The organism is Chryseobacterium sp. CFS2, from assembly GCF_036543225.1.
GTDB lineage: Bacteria > Bacteroidota > Bacteroidia > Flavobacteriales > Weeksellaceae > Chryseobacterium > Chryseobacterium culicis_A.
The window spans coordinates 1-21,497 of sequence record NZ_JAZHQU010000007.1 but is presented as its reverse complement, the minus strand read 5'-3'; the positions used below and the strand labels follow the sequence as shown (position 1 = coordinate 21,497).

Sequence of the window (21,497 nt, the reverse complement as noted above, 5' to 3'; positions counted from 1 at the left end):
ATATTTGTTGTAAGTTTAATAGGTGTGAAAAACATTAATACTTCTTATTTTAAATTGAAAATTTATTTCTATTATTCCGGATTTTGTATATTATCTTAATTTTGACTAATATACTAAAACGCTCTAATAATTGAAAAATTAATTTATTATCGCTAATTTCATTGGTATTTTTTACTATATTTGAAATGTTTTCTATGAGGAATTGATTTGTTGTTTTAAGGATAAATCGAGGAAATTTGGAAAAAAAATAATAAATTTACATCTTAAAGTAAAAAGAACATAATAAATTAAAAGTATAGAAATTAGTGTAGATGGAGCTGTTCTCTTTTTATAATGTTGAAAATTTATTTTTACCCGATCCGAAACCTGTCCACAAATTAGATCCTACCCGGTCAGGATTAAGGAATTGGGATGAAAAGAGATATAGAAATAAGCTTTTCAAAATCTCTCACGTATTTCAGTTGATGAAGGAGGAAAATGATGTATTGCCATTTGTAATAGGATTATCTGAAGTTTCCGGAAGGAAAGTTTTGGAAGATCTTGTAGAAATGGAACCCTTTAATTCGGAATATGGAATTGTACATTATAATTCCATGGACGAAAGAAAAGTGGATGTAGCCATGTTATATGATAAAAATAAAGTAGAGGTAATAGATTCAGAAACCATTACTTTCTTTTTTGAAATAGTAAATAAAAACACAGAAAATTACGACACAACCAGAGACGTACTTTTTTCAAAAATTAAATATAAAGGGGAAATTATTAATGTCTTTATCGCCCATCTTCCCTCTAAACGCGAAAAAGATATCAATAAGCCTAAAAGAGCCTTTATATTGAATGAAGTCCGGGAACGGATTATGAAAATAGTGGATGCAGATAAAGAGCACGTTATATTGTGTGGTGATTTTAACGAAAACCCGGATGATGAAAATTTAGTACAGATTCTCTATGACAATGACCATGAGAAGGTTTTAGTGAACCCTTTTCAGCAATTGTTTTCTACAAGAAATTATTCTACTTTTCATTATAAATCTGGATTGTTGTATGATCAGATCATTATGTCAAGATCTTTACTTGATAATAAGACGCTGGCTTTTCAGGATGCCCATATATTTAATTCTGAAAAAATCCGCAGCAGAACCAGAAATTTTGAAGGACGGCCTTTCCGAACATATGCTGGTACACGGTATTTAGGAGGATATAGCGATCACTTTCCGGTTTTTGTAAAATTTAAAAATTTACATTAAAAAACATAAATAATAAAAAAGTAGAAAATGAAAAATTCGAGCAACACAAGCTACCATTTAGATTCTATTGACAAAGAAATCATCTACATGTTGATGGACAATGCTAAAACATCTTTAGCCCACATTTCAAAAAATGTTGGAATTTCCACAACTGCAGTGCATCAAAGAATCAAAAAACTCGAACATGCAGGAGTTATTGAAAATTCAATATCATTTCTTAACCCTAAGAAAATTGGATATAAAGTGATTTCCTACATCGGGGTATTTCTGGATCAGCCAAGCCATTATCCGGAAGTGGTAAAATCTCTGCATGATATCAATGAGGTAGTGGAGGCCCACTATACCACAGGAAATTATACTATTTTCCTGAAAGTTCTTTGTAAAGACAATGATCATTTAATGCAGATTCTTAGCAAGCTTCAAAAGCTGAAGGGAGTAACAAGAACAGAAACTTTTATATCTTTGGAACAAGGTATTTACAGACAACTGAAAGTATAACGATATGAACATAGCCCAATATTTGGATTCAACTTACCTGAAAACACCAGAACAATCAGGTATTTCCCACGAAGAAACACTTCAAAAAGATAAAGAACTTGCTCAGGAAGCAATAGATAATGGTATTTTTGCCGTGATGATTCGACCGGATTACGTATCTGAGATCAAAAAATATATCCAGGAAAGAAATTCAAATGTTGTAGTAGGAACTGTAATCGGTTTCCACGAAGGAACGTATTCTATTGATGAGAAACTTGCAGAAGCTTCAAAAGCAATAGAAGATGGAGCAGATGAACTGGATTTTGTTATTAATTATACAGCTTATCTACAGGGAAATATTGAACTGGTAAGAGAAGAATTTGTAAAATGTACAAAATTATCTCTTGAGCATCATAAAATTGCAAAATGGATTATTGAAATCGCAGCATTGACTGATGAACAAATTGCAGATCTTACTAAAAATATTTCTACCTGGGCAGAAGAGAATTTTTCTGAAAATGAACTGTCGAAAATTTTTGTTAAGTCATCAACAGGATTTTACCAAACTGCCGAAGGAAAGCCTAATGGAGCAACCTTTGAAGGAATCACCATTATGCTCAACAATGCTGGGAAACTTCCTGTAAAAGCAGCTGGAGGAGTAAGAACTCCTGAAGATGCTGAGAAAATGATTAAAATGGGAGTTAAAAGAATTGGAACCTCTTCGGCGCTGGGATTAATTAAAAACGAAACTTCATCAGAAGGATATTAATATAATTAGATTCTAAATAAAAAAACCATCAGTTTTACTGATGGTTTTATTTTTATAGCTGAGCCTGGTATTCTTCGTAGAACTGCTGAGTCTCTTTGATCAGACTGTTCATTTCTTCCATAGTGAAAACTTCCAGGAATTTTTTTCTAAATTCCTTGAAATGAGGAATCCCTCTGAAATAATTGCTGTAATGCTGTCTCATTTCAACCAATCCCAATCTTTCTCCTTTCCATTCAGCACTCCATTCTGCATGTTGGCGAACAGCCAGTAATCGGTCTGAAATTGTAGGTTCAGGTAAATGTTCTCCAGTTTTAAAGAAATGTTTGATTTCGTTAAATATCCATGGATATCCAATAGCAGCACGCCCGATCATGATGCCGTCACATGCATACTTTTGTTTATATTCTAATGCTTTTTCAGCAGAATCTATATCACCATTTCCGAAAATTGGAATCTCAATATTGGGATTTTGTTTAATTCTTGAAATATGCTCCCAGTCTGCTTCACCCTTATACATCTGAGCACGGGTTCTTGCGTGTATCGTAAGAGCTTTGATTCCGGTTTCCTGCAGACGTTCTGCCACTTCATCAATATTAATGCTGGTACTGTCCCATCCTAAACGGGTTTTTACCGTTACAGGCAGGTGAGTAGAGCTTACCACGGCTTTGGTAAGGCGAACCATCAGATCAATATCTTTCAGTACACCAGCTCCTGCTCCTTTGCAGACAACTTTTTTTACCGGGCAGCCAAAATTAATATCTACAAGATCCGGGTTTACCGTTTCAACAATTCTTGCGGACATAGCCATTGCTTCTTCATCTCCACCAAAAATCTGTATCCCCACTGGTCTTTCATAATCGAAAATATCCAGCTTCTTACGACTCTTGATAGCGTCACGAATTAACCCTTCGGAAGAAATAAATTCCGAATACATTAAATCTGCACCGTGCATTTTACACAAACGTCTGAACGGAGGATCACTTACGTCTTCCATTGGAGCCAGCAAAAGTGGAAATTCCGGCAGTTCTATGTTGCCTATTTTTATCATGGTGCAAATTTACGAAATTCTTAAAAAACAATATTTTTTAAATTAAATATGGTATTGCGTTTTGCTTGTGTTGTTTTATTTAAGAGGTTTTATGATATTTTGTTTAATTTTTATTCAATATATTTAACTGATTATCAGTGTTTATTGAATTTTATTGATAATTATTTTTTATATTTAATATAATAAAAATTAATGTCATGAGAAAAATTCTATTTTGTTTGATGGCAATTTTAGTTTCATCAAATTTTTATTCACAAGTAAATATTTCTGCTACGGCAGGAACAGCTACAGGAACCTATACTACGTTAAAGGGCGCATTTGATGCTATTAACGCAGGAACACATCAGGGGGCAATTACAATCAGTATCACAGCAAACACAACGGAAACGGCAACAGCCAGTCTGAATGCCAGTGGCGGAGCAACAAGTTATACTTCTGTTGCCATAAAACCTGCCACAGGAGTTACGGCAACTATTTCCGGGGATATTGCCAGTGCGCCTTTAGTGAGAATACAGGGGAGTAATATTACCCTGGACGGAAGCAATGCTGCTTCAGGAACGACAAGAGATCTTACCCTTACCAACACTTCTACTACAGCACCACAGGTCCTTACATTCATAGCGGCTTCTGCAGCTGCTGCCAATACTAATATTATGGTTAAAAACCTTAATATTATCAACGGAATGAATAATTCTTCAGCTTTGGTGATGTATGACGGAGCAGCAACACCTACGGGAGGCTTCTTTAACAATGTTACTATTCAGAATAATGCTGTGAAGAAAGCTTATATGGGAATTTATTTATTTGCTGCTACAGCTGCTGGTAATGGAGCTAATACATTGGTTACGGGTAATGATATAAGTGCTTCGGGAGCAGATGCCAACCGTCTTGGAGGGATTTATGTTCAGGGTGCAGATGGAGTAACAGTAAGTAATAACACATTAGGTAACTTTGAAACGACCAATGCTGAAATTAAAAGAGGGATCTGGTTTGCCACAGCAACCGTCAATTCTTCAATTATTTCAAATACCATTACCAATCTTGGGTATACCGGAACGGGTGCGGGAGGAGCTTCCGGAATAACCATCACCTCAGGGAGTACAGGAGCCTCTGCAGTAGCCAATATTATGGTAAGCGGAAATACGATTTCCAATTTTAATTCCAGTGGAACGGGAAGTTTGTTTGCAGGTATTTATGCAGGAGGTACATTGACAACCGGAATGACCATTATTAATAATAAAATAAATGGAGTTAAAAATACTAATGTCTCAGGGTACGGAGCCCAGGGAATTTATCTGTCCACAACAAGTCTTATCTCCAATACATTAGTGGCCAACAATATCGTCAGTGGTGTGGCCGGTTATGGATATGCAACAACAGGAGGAGTAAATGATAATGGAAACGGGATTGTTGTCGCTGCAGGAGGCGGATATAAACTTTATTATAATACCGTTGTCATGAATGTCAGCCAGACTGTTGCCGGAAGACCCTCTGCTTTGAATATTACAAGTGGAGTGACCGGTGCAGGAGGTATTGATATCAGAAATAATCTTTTTGTCAATACCCAGACTCAGGCAGGCGACAGATACGCTATTTATGCGGGAGCCGCCAGTAGTGTTTTTTCTACTATTAATTATAATAATTTCTATTCTTCCGGTACCAACCTGGGGTATATTGGAGGATTGGCAAAAGCTACCCTTGCTGATATCCAGGCGGGATTCGGAGGAAATGTAAACTCATTGAATGTGCTGCCGGTATTCGTATCAGCAACTGATTTCCATTTGTCGGCCACAGGGAATGCAGCTCTTGATAATAAGGGAACTCCGGTAATTGAAGTAACACTGGATGCAGATGGCAATATAAGAAATGCTTTAACACCAGACCTCGGAAGTTTCGAATTTACAGCAGCTGTATTGGCAGTAAATGAAGCTGCGAAAAAGAATACAGTGAATGTTTATCCGAACCCTGTTGTGGATTACCTATATATCAATAATGACAGTAGAATTAAAGATATTGAAGTGTATAATGTTTCAGGCCAGAGAATTCTCAGCGAAACCATTAACGCTGAAAAAGGCTCTGTAGATTTGAGACGTACTGCTGCAGGAGTTTATATTTTAAAAGTGAATACAGAAAAAGGATCACAGTCTTTAAAAATTATTAAAAAATAATATATACCCTAATAATCAGAAAAATCCCCAATAGCAATAATATTGGGGATTTTTTATTGTATAAAGTAACCATCATAATTAGAAGCTTGCTTTTACCTGCATACTTCCGATATGAATGGTCCGGTCACCTGAGTTTCTTCCTTCGTAATTAAGATTCAGCTGGATAAAGGAGTTGATAGCCTGTTGGATGAATACACTCCATACCTGGTTTTTCCCAGGCTTAAGGCCATCCAGCATCTGGTTTCCTACAATACTGAAATTGTTTCCGGTAAAATTGTTGCTGATGAACGAGAAATTTCCACGGATAGACGTTTTTCTACGCTCCCATTGGATGGTTCCAGTAATATCAAAAGCTTTAAGAAGTTCTTCACCATCCAATCTTTGTTTCTGGCGGAAAGCAGAAGATAATTCAGCCTGAATAGCATCTGTGAACTTATACGTTGCTTTAGGCTTGGTTTCAAAATTATTAAGACGATAATCTCTTGTTTTAAATAATTGTGAAGAGTTTTGGATATCATGAACTGAGTTTTCCCAGTCTACTCTGAATTCTTTATTGAACCAGTATCCCACATTCAGGAAATGAGAAGTCTGCTCACGTTCTTCATTACTGAAATTGGCATTGATGAGATTGTCATTGGTAATGAATCTGTAATTTCCGTTCCAGCCTGACTTGTCGGTTGGATTAAACTGTACAGAAGCAAGAATATTCTGATTTTTAAGGATCTGATCACTGTTCTTTTCAAAAGGATTCAGAACAAGCACTTTTTCCTTTTTATAGAAAGAGTTTTGAGAGTTTAATGAAATATTGAAATTCCATCGTTTTAAAAATCCGTTCTCAGAGTTGAAAACAATTGCCGGATTAACAAATAAAGCCAGCTGTAATTTATTTTTATTAGAAGGAATATATCTTACAGAATTAGTGTATACACGGATATATTGTGCAAGGTCAGAATACTCAGCGATTTCAAATTCGTCCAGCTGCTGAACTCCATCTCCGTTATAATCGGTCCATTTATAAACCCCCTGTCCATCTGTTACTTTAATATATTGAAATTCCCTCTGGGCTTCCTGTCCGTTCCCCAGTTCATAGAAAGCCTGAAGGCGCATTCCATTTCTGAAAAGCTGTTGATTGTATAAGATGTTTCCAACAACAAAATCATTATTACGGGTTACTTCACCTTCTGGACCTGCGTAGAAGAATTTTCGGTAGTGGATTAAAGCATTTAGGGAAGTTCTTTCTGTTTTGATAATCTGACTTTCAGCCATAATTCCCAAAATATTGTTCATATTCTGAAGCCTGTTGTCACGTACCGAGTCATTATCTCTCATGTATACTTTTGCCAACAACTTAGTTCTTGTACTGTCACCGATTTTCTTTTGCAAAAAGATTTCCTTCCAGCTGAAACTCGTGACATCCATAAGTTGGGTGTCATTGTATTTCTTCTCGTTATGTTCCATGCTTCCACCAACGGCCCAGCTTCCTTTTTTGCCGGTAAACTCTGTTGAAACTCCACCACGGATGAACTTCGTGTCCTGAAGGGTGGCAGTTGTATTCAGATAAGATAGATTTCCCTTGGTAAAGAACTTTCCTGTAAGCCAGCCAAAGTCCAGGTCATTTTTGATCCCTTTATAAGAATTTTGTTCATTCAGATAATTGACACGGTAATTTAAGGTGGATTTATTATTCCATTTATTCAGGAAACTGAAGATAAACCTGTTTTGGGTTTTCTTATTAAATTCCTGGGTAAGGTTGAAGTCTCTGGAGAATTCCACATCATTGATACGGTCAAGGATATGAAACTGTCTGTCTATATATTGATATTCAAAACTAGGTGTTCCTTTCCAGGCATTTTTCGTGAAACTCTTATTTCCGAAAATACGCCATGCATATCCCATATTCTGATCAGAATCTTTTGATGAAAATAAATTGACATCATAATTGCTCAGGGAAATATCAGCTCCTATTTTTCCTTCATTCAGTAAATATTCTGAGTTCAGAGAGTATACCTGTGACTTCTGAGGAGAAGGAAGTTTTCTTACAGCTCTGTAATCTCCGGCATTCGGACCTACATATTCAAAAACACGTCCGTTATTGGTAGTTTGTGCTATTTTATAATCCCCCAGATTAGCCCCGAAATACGTAAAAGAAACCTGGTACAGCGTTAAACTTGAATCAGTAGAATATTCATAGAAAGTTCCGGCAGGATTTAATTTATATAAAATTTTATTCACATCATACTCCGTTACCACCCCTGAAGGAGCATACATCAAATCCGGATTGTTTCCTGCATCTGCAAGAATCTGTTCATCTTCTTTAGAAAGACTTAAAGACAGAGGAGCGTTCTTATTGTCATTTTCCATGAACCAGTTTAAGCCTACTTTGAATTTCTCTCTCTGATGTTCAAGCTTTCCTGTAAACAGATATCTTGAATAATTCCTGTTGGCATAGTTATAGGAAATCGTTATGAAATTCTGCTGGAAAATAGGACGGAAACTGGTAAAGGTAACTTCACCGGTATTATAATTGATAATATAATCCTGGTTTTCACCACGCTTCATCAGGATTCCATCAATGAAGACCTGTTCAGAACCGGAGATCAGTGTGATAAACTGTTCCCCATTCTTACCTGTCAGACGGTAAGGTCCCTGATTTCCTTCAACCCCCTGAAAACGGATTCTGTGAAATTCACTTCGTGCAACACCTGCAGAGATATCTACCAATGTTTTGTTTTCCTTCCCGAATTCTGTCTGGAACTGAAGCCCCATGCTTCGTCTCTGGTATTTGGCAAAATAATTCTTAGATTCTACAAGGTCAAGATGCCCGGCTCTGAGGATGGATTTTTCCTTAATATTAAGCTGCATGTAGATTTTGTCAAACTCCTCAAGCGTTTGGGTGTAACCATCGGCCTGAATAGGCAGGTTGTGATCCGAAATACTGGCTAAAATCGTAACATCTTTGGATAAGCGCCCTGAAATCTGAAGATCCATTGAACTTTGCACAGACTGGCCCTGATTGTTACCAAAAGTAATCCCTCTGATGATGGAACCTTTTGAATTAAGTTCTCCTAAAAATCGTTTTTTATCATTCTTTGCCAGTACAGCTTCATCAATAACGATCTTGTTGTGCGTTCTTATGAAATCAAGGGTGTCTTTTGCAAAGATATCCTGCTCAAGCCTTGCCGCAAGAATACTGTCTCGTTTAATGCTGTCTTCCGGAACGTTGGGATTTTTCCATGAAAATACCTGAGCATTTCCTGAAAATATGCCTAAGAAGAATACAATTAGAAGGATATAATTCCGCAAGCCCTGAAAAATAATTGGTAAAAGTAACTAAAAAATGTTAATCGTAATAGCTTAACTATTATTAACAGAAACTTAACCTGTTTATTGTGTCAAAAAAAATAAAACGATGTACTTTTATCAAGGAAATTATTAATTATAAAAATGTTAAATCATGAAAAAATTTTATTCTCTTTTTGCAACGGTGATGATGAGTGCAGTTGCTTTTGCACAAACAACATACCTTTGGGACGGTACTTCTGTAAATCCTGTTTCGGGTACAAATGCTAATATTTCAAATGTAGCATTTGCAGCTACCCAGGGAAATAATAACGGTACTACGAATTTAATTACCGCTACATCTGTGTCTTCAGGTTATACAGGAGCAAGCGGATCCAGTAATTTTGGTGCTGCAGCTTTTAAAGAGGCTCTTTCTACTGCTACAAGTACTTATTTTAGTGTTACTGTTACTCCTGTTGCGGGTAATAAAGTAACGTTGAATTCTTTAAGTCTAGGGTCCAGAGGTACCTCTACCGGACCGGGAAAAATTACAGTATATTCCAGTATTGATAATTATGCTACTGCAATAGGTACTGTAAATGTTAACAATAACAGTACATGGACATTGAATAGCATCACTTTTTCAGGAACTAATTTAGTAGGTGCGGAATCTGCTCCGGTTACTTTAAGAATCTATGGAAGCGACAGCCCTGGTACGGGAACTCCATCTCTTGGTACTGCCAACTGGAGAATAGATGATATTTCTTTAATGGTTACTTCATCTACTGCTTCTCTAGCGGTTATTGATGCTAAAAACGTAAAATCAGGAAACTTTGTAAAGAATTCTTTCGTTAAAAATAACGAGATTGTTTTCGGATCTGATGTAAAAGATGTGAAAGTTTTCAATATGTTCGGACAGCTTGTAAAAGAAGCTTCTGTAAAACAAAATGAAACGGTAAGCGTTGCTGAACTGGCAAAAGGGAACTATATCGTAACAGGTACAGTGAACAACCAACCGGTTTCTCAAAAAGTTCTTAAAGACTAATTTCTTTTATATAAAAAACAGCCACTTCATTGAAGTGGCTGTTTTTTATATAATTATTACCGGTTTTGAGATTTTTGTATCCTATATATTTCTTAATTTGGTGGTATTGTTTTTGATGTTTTATTATTGATCCATTTCTTTAAAATTATTACGATGAAAAAAATCTTAACTCTTGTTGGACTTATAGTATTAACTTCTTTTTCAAATGCCCAGATTGTGATTAATGAAATCTATGGTGGGAATGCAAGTTCTGGTGCTGTATTGAAGAATAATTATATTGTCCTTAAAAATATCGGAACTACTTTGGTTTCTTTAACGGGAGCAAGCATTCAATATGCTCCGGCGATAGGTGCTTTTACCGAATATCATACACTGCCTGACTTTACTTTAGGTCCTGAAGAAACTTATTTGATTCAGGAGTCAGCAATTGAAGGAGGCGTTGAAAACCTACCAACACCGGATTTTATTGCCACTACAATCACTAATTTCGACGGAACTCCCAATAAATCTTCCGGGATGAAAATCTCCAGCGTATCAGGAAAAGTTGCTTTGGCCGGAAATATATTGCAGGTGACGGGACCTTCCGCATCCAATGTACTGGATTTTGTAGGATATGGATCAAATGCAGATCAGTTTAAAGGAGATGGGCCGGCTCCTTCTCCCACTACAACAACGGCTATTAAAAGAACGATGGTTGGAAGTAATGATAATATGGCAGACTTTTCCCTTGAAGGCAGTGTGAAATCTGGTTTTGTACAGAATCCTTTTATAAAAGACAGTAAAGTAGTGTTCGGAACCGAGGTGAAAGATGTGAAAGTTTACGATACATTCAGACAGGTTGTTAAAAAATCCCCTACAAAATTAGCTTCAACCCTTGACATTGCAGAACTTCCAAAAGGAACTTATATTGTCACAGGAACCATTAATAATATTCCGATCTCACAGAAAATTATAAAAGATTAGTTTTTTAATAAAGAAGAACAGCTCATTAATGAACTGTTCTTTTATTTTTTATTACTATAAGTTTAATACCAACCTCTTCTTGCAGCATTAATAATGGAACCAAGATTAAGAATCAATGTATATCTGATACGCTTTCCATAATCTTTGAAGGATGGTTCAAAACCTAAAGAAGATTGTATCGGGAAATAAACCTCCAGAAAATCAGGAATGATTCTTACTTTAACTCCGGTATCCCATATGAATTTGGCAGGAAGATCTTTGTTTTTATAAACACCGGCATCAGCATACACATGGAATATTTTCCAGACGCTTGAATCCACGTTGGCAGAAGTGATCCATTGGTTTACTGTTCCCGGAAGAAAAGATTTAAAACCACCATCAGCTAATATAAACTGTTGGGAAAGAAGGCCGCTGCTGGCACTTTCTCCTAAAAGCGTATAAGAGAATGAATAGTTGGAAACCCTGGAAATTCCATAGTCGAAAAGGTTATTTCGGGTGTTGTTTCTTAAAAAATATCCGGCAAATAGACGTAAGCTCAGTTTTTGCTTAGGAGCAAATTCCCATCTGTAGAAACCTTCAGCCGTTATTTTATTAAAATCTTCCATTCCCTGCGTACTTAGACTAAAGCTTTTTTCATGAATCATCTGGTTGTCACTATAGCCATAGCCGATACTCCAGAGATTATACTTGCTATAATCATTATTAGCGATCATTTTAGGACTCAGATCCCTTTCAAAATAATTATAGGAAATCCCTAGACCTCTGCTTACAGTACTTCTCGGGTTCTTCCTGAAGTTGATAGAAGAAGATATTGAGGTTTTTCTGTAGGCAAGGTCATAATCATAATGAAAATAAGAACCCGAAAGTCCGAATGTTAAACTTCGGATAATGCTTTCTGCAGGTAGAATAGAATAGGAGACTGCTCCAGAACCCGTCAGTTTTCCTGTTCCGGTACTATAAGTCGGAGTAACCGAATACAAAAATTTCTGATCAAAGAAAGACTGGTTTTTTAAATTGATTCCCAAAAGAAATTTATCATACGTATTGTTAAAACGTACCCTTGGGCTGAGGTAAACTTCATTGTATTCGGGGTTTGGAATATCTTTTATTAATTTTAGTTTAATTTTTTTTGCATTGGAAAACAGGCCTTTTGCATACAGAAAATTATCTCTGTAATTGGATTCAGGGAAAATATATCCGCTGTTTAGAGTGACTTTATAAATATTTTCTGATGCGGGAAGAGAAAGGCTGGTGATACGTTCGTTTTCTTCGGTGTCTATCCAATAGGCCTTCTTTTCTCCTTCTCTGGTTTCTGTTTCCAGCTTTACCGGAATGGAAATATCTGTATTCTTTACAATTTTTATTTGTAGAGAATCATTTTCTTTTCTAATATTTTTTAGTTTAAAATCAACACGGTTCTTTTGTTTGAAAAAGTTGGAGAGATAAGCTGTTGATTTATTATTTTCTGAAAGAGCGGTCAGGAATTCTTCAGTATTGATTTTTTTTCCGGAATTCTGAGAAATATAATTCTTTACAATCCCATTGAAGTTATCGTATCCCATTTTGTCAGCCGAATAGTTGAAAAGACTTCCTGTTTCAAAGCTGCTGATGGCCATGTCATTGAAATTACTCAAAACAGGGAAGTGTTCATCAATCTTCTGATCAAGATTTTGCAGCATGATGTATTGATAGGAAAGTCCATAGCGATCCAGAAGTTTTACTTTGGATGCATGGAATAATTTTAAAGGTTTGAGCCCAAATATTCTGGTTTCGGGTAGCGTTCCTAAAAGTTTTGTATCAGCATAGAATTTTTTGAGATACTGAATTTCCAGATAAGATTTTAACCCATTTTTAAACCAGTGGTCTTTTTCTTTATCTGCAATAACGCTTTCATCAAGAATTTTCTTGGCAATGATCCCGAAATAATCCAGATCTGTTTTTTCAGTATCGGTAAACAGACGGAATCTGAATTTCCAGAAAGTAATATCATTATTTCCGAAAAAGTCTTCTTTAGCTCTGAATTTATCTGAAATAAAAATACTTTTCGGAAGAACTCCGATGCGTTCCTTAAGGAATTTTAAATGTAAGGGAAGATAAAACTCCAGATTTTGTTTTTCCTCCGGTTTTAGATTATACCCAAATTTGATTTCGATTTCCTCTCCGTCAACATTGGTTTTTATGGAAGGAAAACTGGTTGAAGAAATTAAAAATTCAGGATCGGAATCAAGGTATCCCTTAAATGAATTCATCTGTACCTGTGGAAGATTACCTTCTACAAAATTATTAACAGGAATATCAAAGTTGATGGTCCAGAAAGTATTGAAACTTACCTGTTCTTCAATATCATGGTAGTTTCTTTTAGAAATATTGTCCGGATCAAAATGATCCGGAACAATAAAGAAATATTTTAATACAGTATTCTGAGCGGATGTTCCGTATCCCGTAAATGTTTTATCGGGAAGCTGCATCCTGTACTGCAACTGTAATGTGACGCTCTCGCCAGGTTTTAATACATTTTTCAGAGGAATAAAAATATTTTCATCTGAAAGTGTATTGACGGGAATTGCTTCATTTTCAGAACTTTTAATGTTCAGTTCAAGAAGTTTTCCCAATTGATCGCTCTTCGCAAAATGCAAATCATTATTTCGGTCTTCCAGTTTTCGGTAGACTAAAGAAGTTCCCCGTTTATTGTACGCGGAAACCCAATTCAGGAGTTTTACGGTTTGCAGGTCTTTCCCGGAATGATTGTAGTAAACAATTTCCTGGCTGACATCAAGGTTCTTTTTGTCAGGAGACAGTTTCGTTTCAACGTATATACTGTCTGTCTGTGCAGAAACCTGTACAACTCCCCATAACAAAATAAGGCAAATGCTGATCTTTTTCAAATATTCGTGATAAAGCCCAAATATAACTTATTTTGTATATACTTTATAGGATTTTAACCCTGAATTGCTTTTTTTTCCAAAGAATTAATATAGGCATTCCATCCTTCTGTTTTATAAGTGATTGCAGACGCTTCAGGATCGTTGGATTTGTAGATTCCTCTTCCTACGATAATAAAATCTGTGTGCAAGGTCTTGAAAACATGTTCTGGTGTGTTGTACTGCTGTCCTTTACCATCTCCCGAATCTGCAAGGTTTACCCCTGGAGTGAACAATAAAAGGTCTTCAGGAATTTTATTCTGAGATACACCACCAATAACATTAGGATGAGATAATGCTACTTTTAAAGCTTCTTCACGATAGCTTGCTGTTGTTAAGGTTCCTTTGGAAGACATTCCAACAATAGCTACTACCCCTACATTGCTGAAGCAGTCTAAGGATTCAAAACCTCCGATTACCTGAGAGGTTACAAAATCTGCCCAATTTGTAATTTTGAAAACTCCACTGGTAAACTGAAGTTCCTGTGTATTTCCAATGTCAGCAAATTTTCTGTCTTCCATCAATAAGAACTGGTGTTTTGCAGCAATAGCTTTTAGAGGAGTGATTGTTTTTTCATATTCGAAATCAGAAATAATATCGATATGCGTTTTTAAAGCAACAATATGCGGACCTACCTTTTCAGCCAGCTCCAATAACTCCTGAGTGGTCGTAACATCAGCAGAAGCAATAAGGTTTGATTTTTTTGCTAAAGCTGTTTCCAGTAATTTTTTTGAAACAGAATGTTGGGTAACCTGAAGTTTCTGCTCATAAGAAGATCTTGTTTCTTCTTCGAACTGAATGTGATTTCCCTGAAGGAAGTCCTGGATTCTTTTTACCTCTTCATCAGACAATTCACCCGTTTCCTGAAGAATACCGCATACTTCGGAAATATTGAAAAGAGTGTGCACTCTAAATCCTTTGCTTTCCAGTAATTGTTTTCCTCCCTGCTCTCTGTCCAGTACCACAACGATATCCGAAACTTTAAGATCCTCCTGTTCTATTTCAGGAATGGTTTCTAATAAAGACTTTCCTGAAGTGATCACATCTTCTACCAAAAGACAATTTTGCCCTTTCTGGTAAATTCCTTCAATCAGTTTTTTTGTCCCGTAGCTTTTCGCTTCTTTTCTTTTAATAATTAATGGAATATAGCTTTCCAAAGACATTGCAGTGGCCATAGGAAGGGCAGCATAAGGAACTCCACAGATTAAATCAAAATTATCTAATGGAAGCATTTCCAATAAATAATTAGCCAGATTTTTTAAAATTTTAGGATCTGAAGCCAAAGGTCTCAGGTCTACATAAAAAGGACTTTCGATACCACTTTTCAGGGTAAACCTTCCGAATTTAATGATTCCTAGTTTGTAGCACTCTAAGAAGAATTCTTTTTTACTTTCCATTATTTTTTATTAGATATTGCAAATTTAAGGAATTGAAATAAGGCTTAAAAATTTATCGCTCATTTGTAAATAAAAAACCATCCCGGATTAAGCAGGATGGTATGAAAAATATAATAAACTATTATTTTACGATTTCAGCATCAATGACTTGGGCACCACTGTATTTTTGCTGAGCTTCCCATAATAAAAACTTGTCAACCTCTTTGATGAGCTTAGGAATAGTCAGTGACAATACTGCCAGATCATCCATGACTCCAAGTACCGGTATCACAAATTCAGGAAGAAGGTCAATAGGAGAGAGCACATATAAAATTCCCAGTAAAGGAAGAATAATGTCTATGGATTTCATAGGATAGATTCCTTTTCTCCACATTCTGACCATTCTGAAAATATCAGGGATCTTTTTTATAAAGCCCTTATGATTGATGGCTTCTTTTGCAAGATTTAATTTTGAATATTTCATTTTGTGTTTGGATTAATAAATTTTTCAATGCTATAAAATTCGCAAATCCTGTACCAACAAATTATAAAATTTAGTTAAAATATTATTTGATAATATTATCAATAAACTGATGCACAGTCTCTGTATTCCAGTCTTTTGTGGCATCCTCTTTAATAAGGATTCTTCCGTGTTTATCCAGTAGGAAAGTGGTAGGGAATACCTTGGGAAGAATTTTCTCAGAAATAGGACTTTGAGCAATATAGACAGGAACGGTATAGTTATTTTCTTTCAAAAACTTTCTTACATCTTCCTCTTTATCATTCATGGCAATCAATACAAAATCTACATGATCTTTTCTGGTGTCATACAATTTCTGAATGGAAGGCCATTCTTTTCTGCAAGGTGGGCACCACGTTCCCCAGAAGTTAAGGAAAACACCTTTGTCCTTAAAGTTTTTAAGATTGGTGCTGGGTGCATTGATTCCTTTAAGTTCTACATCATAATCCTCTTCACTGATATGAACAGCGCTTTCAATAGTGGCTACCGGAAAGAATGTATCCTTTAGGAAATTTCTAATTCCCGGAACAAAAGCAACAATACCTATGATCGCTATTATTATAATATAAATGATACTCTTTTTCATCTCTCTTTTTTATAGAAGATCTAAAATTTCCTGAACAGCATCTTTCCCTCTGTTTTTAGCATAATAAATCTGCAGATCATTATAAAATGTATCTTTTGGATACGCTTCGGGATCAGCTTTATACTTCATCAGCAGCTCATATCCATATTTGGGACGTGGGCCCCAAGAATTTTTTATCTTGAAATCTTTATCAAGGATAATGACTTTAGGAATAGATTCTGTGCCATTGGTTAAAAACTGATTAATCAAGCTTTTATCACTGTCTCTCAGGAAAACTCTTACCTCATTATGTCCTTCAAAAAATCTGAAAAGAGCAGGCACTGTTGCACTTGCATCTCCGCACCATGCTTCAGAAATGATTAAAATCTTTCCGTCAAAGTTTTTGGCAGCAAGTTCTTGCAGCTGATCTTCGTTCGGAACATATTTCTTCACCGTTCTGTCCATTCTCTGAAGACCCAGCTCATAATATTGTTTATAGTCAGCTTCCTGTTGGTTAGCAGGATTCTCTAATCTTTCTTTTGCAATCTGAAGATACTCTTCAAATGAAATTCCTTTATCCCAGTAATTTTTCATTACCAAAGCTATTTATGTTAAAAATTATTGATATTTCTTGTTTTGTTGACCAAAAATAGGTCTGCCAGCACAAATGCAGCAAGACTTTCCACTACAGGAACCGCTCTTGGAACTACACAAGGATCGTGACGTCCTTTTCCTTCTACGATTACCGGGTTTCCGTCTTTATCGATACTGTCCTGAGGTCTCAGAATAGTTGCTACAGGTTTGAATGCTACGCGGAAATAGATGTCCATTCCATTGGAAATTCCACCCTGGATACCTCCGGAAAGGTTAGATTTTGTAGTGAAATCTGTATTGAAAGCATCATTGTGCTCTTTTCCCGTCATTTTAGCTCCACAGAAACCGCTTCCGTATTCAAAACCTTTGCAGGCATTGATATTCAGCATTGCTTTGGCAAGCTCAGCCTGAAGTTTGGAAAATATAGGCTCACCAATTCCTACAGGAACATTTTTAATCACACAAGTGATTGTTCCTCCGATAGTGTTACCCTCTTTTTTGATTTCTTTGATTCTTGAAATCATCTTTTCAGCAGTTTCAGCATCAGGACAACGAACATCATTGCTTTCTGTTTGAGAAAAATCTAAATCCTGATAAGGTTTTTCACAGAAAATATCACCTACAGAAGATACATAAGCATTGATCTCAATGTTGGGTAAAAGCTGCTTGGCAAGTGCCCCGGCTACTACCCAGTTCATTGTTTCTCTGGCAGAAGATTTTCCTCCTCCACGGTGATCTCTGAAACCAAATTTCTGGTCATAGGTGAAATCAGCATGACTTGGACGATATGCACCTGCGATATGGTCATAATCTTTTGATTTCTGATTTTCGTTTTCAATGATAAAACCAATTGGCGTACCTGTTGTTTTCCCATCAAAGATTCCGGAAAGAAACTTTACTGTGTCACTTTCTTTTCTTTGTGTAACGATTGCGGACTGGCCGGGTTTTCTTCGGTTCAATTCATACTGAACTTTATCGAGATCTACCGCTAAACCTGCCGGAAAATTATTGATGATACCGCCATAAGCCACTCCGTGACTTTCTCCAAATGTTGTAAGACTAAGAAGATTACCTAATGTGTTGAACATGATACAAAATTACCTTTTTTTCTTCAGATAATAAAGTTTCTGGATTTGTTCTATTTATCAGTGTTTTTGATATTATTGATAACCTTTTGGGCTTCCCTTTTTTCTTCAGGTGTTATTTTTTTCCAGATAAATCCTTTTTTGATATCATTTTTGTCCAAAAGCTGTGGAAAAATACCTGCTTTCACATCTTCAACAATATAGAAAGGAGTCACAGCCGGAATTGGAGTATCAAAACTATAAGGATAATTATGGGAAACATTAAATTGAAGATTTCCGACTTTAAATGTGTCAAACTGCTGATATTCATAGGTTGAAGGTTTGAGAATCTGCTCTTTTTGTAATCCGTTCATAAAACTTCCGACCCGAAAACTTGGAATATATTTTTGAATAATTTCTGGAAAAGATAATATTGACATGAAAAATAGGCTGAGAGCAGAAAAAACAACAATGGATTTTTTTTTGTCAAAATATTCGTGAAACATGACAAAGAATATCACGAAAAAAACATCGATAAAAAATCTGTATTGAGCTGAAAAAGCAAGGATTAATATACTTTTTATTAATAATGAGATGCAGATTAACGTGATGAGTTTTCTCTTTTTTATCCAGGCAAATACAGAAAAAATAATTAAGCTCAGCACAAATAGAATATTAATTTTGGATTTGATTCCTTCAAGAGAAAACCAATTCCTAATATAATCAGCCGTTGAAAATTTTTGAATTTCCTCATAGGTATACTGCATGTCATAGGTCTTCATGACTGCAAATTGTGAAGAAGTATTTAAAATTTCCGGATTGGGTTTCCAGGATAGTCCCAGATCACCTATTGCTACAGGAAAAACAGGATATCCGAATGTCCAGATATTTTTAGTGAAAAATAAAAAGAGAATTGCTCCTCCCAAAAGAAGTTGTTTAAAGTTACTTTTAAAAATAAAAAGAGAGACTAAGAAAGTCAGGATAGGAAGCCATATCATGGTAGGTTTTATAGCAAAAACAAAAACTGAAAAGGCAAAAAGGATAATGGTATTCCTATTTCCGGCAATAAGTTCATTTAAAATAATCAATGAGAAAACTATAACCGGAAGGTCAGGGCTTGGAGATTGTGAAAACAGCAGTAATACCGGAAGGAAACAAAGATGGATCCAGTTTTTTCTTTCAATAATATAAAATGTATAGATCATCAGGAGAACCGTGTTGATTCTTAAAAACGGATCGGAAAAATTTGAAAATCCAGCCTGAAAAATATGCCAGAGAGACATTTGTCCTAAGGTGAGGTCTACATTGGAAATACCCTTTATCAGCCCATATTCTGTAAGCCATTTCAATGTGGGAATATAATATCCGAAATGATCTAATATATAAGGGTAAAAGGAACCCGCGAAGATAATCGTCAGAGAAATTACACTTAATACTGTAAAATCTTTTTTTGAAAATTGATGAAATTCCTGATAGAGTTTGTTTTTAAAGAAAAAGAATAGTCCCAATAGGATTGAAGGTACTTCTACATTTATATTTAAGGGTACGAAAAAAGAGGTAAGTGTCCATATCAGTGTTATTCCTATGATTCCGGATATCATTTTCCAGGAGATGCCTTGAAATAAAATTCCCCATATATTTTCCATGATTTTTCCCCAACCCATCAGGACGGGAATGATGAAAATAGAAGAAAATAGAATCAATACCATAAAAAAAGATTGCTTAAAAGTAAGCAATCTTTATATTCTATCATTAAAAATATTTATTAACGAGGTTGTACCCTTCCGTCTTTTCTATCCTGTGATCTACCAATGGTATATCCTGTAGCGCCTCCTACAACACCACCAATTACAGCTCCCAGTCCTCTGTTTTTCTTAGCAATAAGGGCTCCGGCAGCAGCTCCACCTACAGTACCAATGACCGTCCCTTTCGCAGCTTTACTCCATCCTTTTTTCTGAGTAGTTCCCTGTGAAGTACCACTTCCGTTGTTGGCATAACTTCCGTTGCTGCTTCCTCCAGAATTGGAATTGGAGCTTCTGTCTCTATATACTGTTCGTGTTTCTCTGATCACCTGTGGTTTTGAATTATTTTCAGCAGTAGCTTTTGCTTTTTTACTTTCTGATATACTATCTGCTTTTTTCTGAGCTTCATATACCAGCTTTTCTTTCTCAATAGCCAGTTTTTGCTTTTCTATTTCAAGTTGTCTGGCCTGAAATTCAAGTTTCTGTACTTCCAGTGATTTTTCAGCAACGCTGTCATCTTTCTTGCAGGCTGTCATTAAAAAAACAGACAAAAAACCTGCTAATACTATCTTTCTCATAATTCAAATTTTAATAAGATAAAGCCAAAACGACTTTAATTTTAGTTTTATTTTCAATTATGAAGCCAAATTTTAGTTAACGAGTGTTAAAAATGAGAATAAAAAGGAAAATGATTTTTAATGATGATGAATTTTATGTTATTAATGCGGGGTTTAAGCTTTATTTGTAAATTTAAATTCATTGATAGTTTTTCTTAAATTCATATAAGTTGAGTATTTTTGAATACCAAATTACTTTTTAATATGAAAAAATCAATTTTTACAGTATCAGCATTTATTGGACTGCTGGCTGTCACAACATCGTTTACCTCTAAGGAAATAACAGAGACCCATAAAGGCTGTTCAGAAATAACTGATAAGACCCCAACAACTCAGACTTATAAGATTCGTTATGGTCTTCTTTCAAAAAATGGAACAAAAATTCTTTCGGGAAATTATGATGTAGGAAGTTTTCTTGCTGAAAATATGGCTACAGGAGAAGTGTATGATACGTATTATGGTGGTGGATTTCAGTCTGTTCCCCAATATTATGACGGACTTCCTGCAGGAACCTATACTTTTTCTGCAATGCAGGGACAGGGAGGCTGGGTAGGATATGGAACGGTAGTTGCCACAGTTTCTGATGCACAGGTAGATTCTGAGGGTTATATTACAATATATATTCCGATCATTTGGGAGGAATAAGCCTTGTGAGCGAATAAATATTTAGCTAAATTTACCCATTCCAGTAATGAAGATTTTTAATAATTAAAATAATTATACATAGTTTTTGTTTGGTTTAATTGATTTTACATTCAATGTGAATCGTCTGAACATTTTTAATAATGTAAATTATATTTTGATTTATCTTCAGGGTGCAGTTTGATTCTTATAGAAAGCATTCATTCTTCTGTTCCGATATTGTATTATTTTTTCTGCTTAGAAAATGTAATGTAATGGTCATGCTGAATGATTCCACAATATTCTGTTTGGATTTTTCTAAATAGATTTTTTTCATCATTTGTGTTTTTTAGGCCTCCGCAAGGAGGCCGTTTCTTTTTTGATCGTTTTTATGATTTTGCACATAGGATACCTGTTCAAAAACCTATACTTTTATGAGAAACATTTTCATTCCATATTTTATTAAAAAATGCTACTCAAA

General features: G+C 35.5%; 17 protein-coding genes. 7 read left to right on the top strand and 10 right to left on the bottom strand.

Annotated features, from left to right (window positions below; all coding sequences use genetic code 11):
• The first annotated feature begins 311 nt into the window (after positions 1-311).
• From ODR02_RS16475 to deoC, 3 genes are read left to right on the top strand one after another with little or no spacing between them, the layout of a single operon-like run.
• A complete protein-coding gene (locus ODR02_RS16475; RefSeq protein ID WP_309512806.1) occupies positions 312-1,247 on the top strand; it encodes an endonuclease/exonuclease/phosphatase family protein in 936 nt (311 codons plus the stop codon).
• A 27-nt stretch (positions 1,248-1,274) separates the two neighbouring features.
• Positions 1,275-1,745 (top strand): Lrp/AsnC ligand binding domain-containing protein, encoded by a 471-nt coding sequence (locus tag ODR02_RS16470; protein WP_002976659.1) that lies wholly within the window; start codon positions 1,275-1,277, stop codon positions 1,743-1,745.
• 4 nt (positions 1,746-1,749) lie between these two features.
• Positions 1,750-2,493, top strand: coding sequence for a deoxyribose-phosphate aldolase (deoC, locus tag ODR02_RS16465; RefSeq protein WP_309512805.1), 744 nt, complete (start codon positions 1,750-1,752; stop codon positions 2,491-2,493).
• A gap of 52 nt (positions 2,494-2,545) precedes the next feature.
• Here the strand turns inward: deoC and dusB are convergent, their stop codons facing one another.
• Complete coding sequence (gene dusB / locus ODR02_RS16460; RefSeq protein WP_034694897.1) at positions 2,546-3,541, bottom strand: tRNA dihydrouridine synthase DusB; 996 nt, start codon at positions 3,539-3,541, stop codon at positions 2,546-2,548.
• A 197-nt stretch (positions 3,542-3,738) separates the two neighbouring features.
• On the opposite strand from dusB, the gene ODR02_RS16455 reads away from it, so the two are divergent.
• Positions 3,739-5,709 (top strand): T9SS type A sorting domain-containing protein, encoded by a 1,971-nt coding sequence (locus ODR02_RS16455; protein ID WP_309512804.1) that lies wholly within the window; start codon positions 3,739-3,741, stop codon positions 5,707-5,709.
• Between the two features lie 78 nt (positions 5,710-5,787).
• Here the strand turns inward: ODR02_RS16455 and ODR02_RS16450 are convergent, their stop codons facing one another.
• Positions 5,788-9,012, bottom strand: coding sequence for a hypothetical protein (locus ODR02_RS16450; protein WP_209787314.1), 3,225 nt, complete (start codon positions 9,010-9,012; stop codon positions 5,788-5,790).
• Between the two features lie 151 nt (positions 9,013-9,163).
• On the opposite strand from ODR02_RS16450, the gene ODR02_RS16445 reads away from it, so the two are divergent.
• Positions 9,164-10,033, top strand: coding sequence for a T9SS type A sorting domain-containing protein (locus ODR02_RS16445; protein ID WP_309512803.1), 870 nt, complete (start codon positions 9,164-9,166; stop codon positions 10,031-10,033).
• A gap of 153 nt (positions 10,034-10,186) precedes the next feature.
• Positions 10,187-10,996 (top strand): T9SS type A sorting domain-containing protein, encoded by an 810-nt coding sequence (locus tag ODR02_RS16440; protein ID WP_309512802.1) that lies wholly within the window; start codon positions 10,187-10,189, stop codon positions 10,994-10,996.
• A 62-nt stretch (positions 10,997-11,058) separates the two neighbouring features.
• On the opposite strand, the gene ODR02_RS16435 is transcribed toward ODR02_RS16440, so the two are convergent.
• The 8 genes from ODR02_RS16435 to ODR02_RS16400 all read right to left on the bottom strand — a co-directional run bounded on the left by ODR02_RS16435 (position 11,059) and on the right by ODR02_RS16400 (position 20,356).
• Positions 11,059-13,881: an aminopeptidase gene (locus ODR02_RS16435; RefSeq protein ID WP_309512801.1), complete on the bottom strand. Its 2,823-nt coding sequence runs from the start codon at positions 13,879-13,881 to the stop codon at positions 11,059-11,061.
• Positions 13,882-13,934: 53 nt separating this feature from the next.
• Positions 13,935-15,314: an orotidine-5'-phosphate decarboxylase gene (gene pyrF / locus ODR02_RS16430; RefSeq protein WP_209787318.1), complete on the bottom strand. Its 1,380-nt coding sequence runs from the start codon at positions 15,312-15,314 to the stop codon at positions 13,935-13,937.
• A 121-nt stretch (positions 15,315-15,435) separates the two neighbouring features.
• Entirely contained in the window at positions 15,436-15,777 is a 342-nt protein-coding gene (locus tag ODR02_RS16425) for a YkvA family protein (RefSeq protein ID WP_209787321.1), read from the bottom strand.
• An 82-nt stretch (positions 15,778-15,859) separates the two neighbouring features.
• Positions 15,860-16,399, bottom strand: a complete 540-nt coding sequence (locus ODR02_RS16420) for a TlpA family protein disulfide reductase (RefSeq protein WP_309512800.1) — start codon at positions 16,397-16,399, stop codon at positions 15,860-15,862.
• 9 nt (positions 16,400-16,408) lie between these two features.
• Complete coding sequence (locus ODR02_RS16415) at positions 16,409-16,972, bottom strand: thioredoxin family protein (RefSeq protein WP_209787324.1); 564 nt, start codon at positions 16,970-16,972, stop codon at positions 16,409-16,411.
• A gap of 17 nt (positions 16,973-16,989) precedes the next feature.
• Positions 16,990-18,060 carry a chorismate synthase gene (gene aroC / locus ODR02_RS16410; RefSeq protein ID WP_209787326.1) on the bottom strand — a complete coding sequence of 357 codons (1,071 nt, stop codon included), beginning with the start codon at positions 18,058-18,060 and terminating at the stop codon, positions 16,990-16,992.
• A gap of 50 nt (positions 18,061-18,110) precedes the next feature.
• Positions 18,111-19,682 (bottom strand): LIC_10190 family membrane protein, encoded by a 1,572-nt coding sequence (locus ODR02_RS16405; RefSeq protein ID WP_309512799.1) that lies wholly within the window; start codon positions 19,680-19,682, stop codon positions 18,111-18,113.
• Positions 19,683-19,801: 119 nt separating this feature from the next.
• On the bottom strand, positions 19,802-20,356 hold the full coding sequence (locus ODR02_RS16400; RefSeq protein ID WP_105681439.1) for a YMGG-like glycine zipper-containing protein: 555 nt from the start codon (positions 20,354-20,356) through the stop codon (positions 19,802-19,804).
• Between the two features lie 243 nt (positions 20,357-20,599).
• On the opposite strand from ODR02_RS16400, the gene ODR02_RS16395 reads away from it, so the two are divergent.
• Positions 20,600-21,040 (top strand): hypothetical protein, encoded by a 441-nt coding sequence (locus tag ODR02_RS16395; RefSeq protein WP_309512798.1) that lies wholly within the window; start codon positions 20,600-20,602, stop codon positions 21,038-21,040.
• Positions 21,041-21,497 lie beyond the last annotated feature (457 nt).

Excerpts from the sequence above, each read along its gene's own strand:
- ODR02_RS16475 (WP_309512806.1), top strand. The coding sequence starts at position 312 with ATGGAGCTGTTCTCTTTTTATAATGTTGAAAATTTATTTTTACCCGAT.
- ODR02_RS16470 (WP_002976659.1), top strand. The coding sequence starts at position 1,275 with ATGAAAAATTCGAGCAACACAAGCTACCATTTAGATTCTATTGACAAA.
- deoC (WP_309512805.1), top strand. The coding sequence starts at position 1,750 with ATGAACATAGCCCAATATTTGGATTCAACTTACCTGAAAACACCAGAA.
- dusB (WP_034694897.1), bottom strand. The coding sequence starts at position 3,541 with ATGATAAAAATAGGCAACATAGAACTGCCGGAATTTCCACTTTTGCTG.
- ODR02_RS16455 (WP_309512804.1), top strand. The coding sequence starts at position 3,739 with ATGAGAAAAATTCTATTTTGTTTGATGGCAATTTTAGTTTCATCAAAT.
- ODR02_RS16445 (WP_309512803.1), top strand. The coding sequence starts at position 9,164 with ATGAAAAAATTTTATTCTCTTTTTGCAACGGTGATGATGAGTGCAGTT.
- ODR02_RS16440 (WP_309512802.1), top strand. The coding sequence starts at position 10,187 with ATGAAAAAAATCTTAACTCTTGTTGGACTTATAGTATTAACTTCTTTT.
- pyrF (WP_209787318.1), bottom strand. The coding sequence starts at position 15,314 with ATGGAAAGTAAAAAAGAATTCTTCTTAGAGTGCTACAAACTAGGAATC.
- ODR02_RS16425 (WP_209787321.1), bottom strand. The coding sequence starts at position 15,777 with ATGAAATATTCAAAATTAAATCTTGCAAAAGAAGCCATCAATCATAAG.
- ODR02_RS16420 (WP_309512800.1), bottom strand. The coding sequence starts at position 16,399 with ATGAAAAAGAGTATCATTTATATTATAATAATAGCGATCATAGGTATT.
- ODR02_RS16415 (WP_209787324.1), bottom strand. The coding sequence starts at position 16,972 with ATGAAAAATTACTGGGATAAAGGAATTTCATTTGAAGAGTATCTTCAG.
- aroC (WP_209787326.1), bottom strand. The coding sequence starts at position 18,060 with ATGTTCAACACATTAGGTAATCTTCTTAGTCTTACAACATTTGGAGAA.
- ODR02_RS16405 (WP_309512799.1), bottom strand. The coding sequence starts at position 19,682 with ATGGAAAATATATGGGGAATTTTATTTCAAGGCATCTCCTGGAAAATG.
- ODR02_RS16400 (WP_105681439.1), bottom strand. The coding sequence starts at position 20,356 with ATGAGAAAGATAGTATTAGCAGGTTTTTTGTCTGTTTTTTTAATGACA.
- ODR02_RS16395 (WP_309512798.1), top strand. The coding sequence starts at position 20,600 with ATGAAAAAATCAATTTTTACAGTATCAGCATTTATTGGACTGCTGGCT.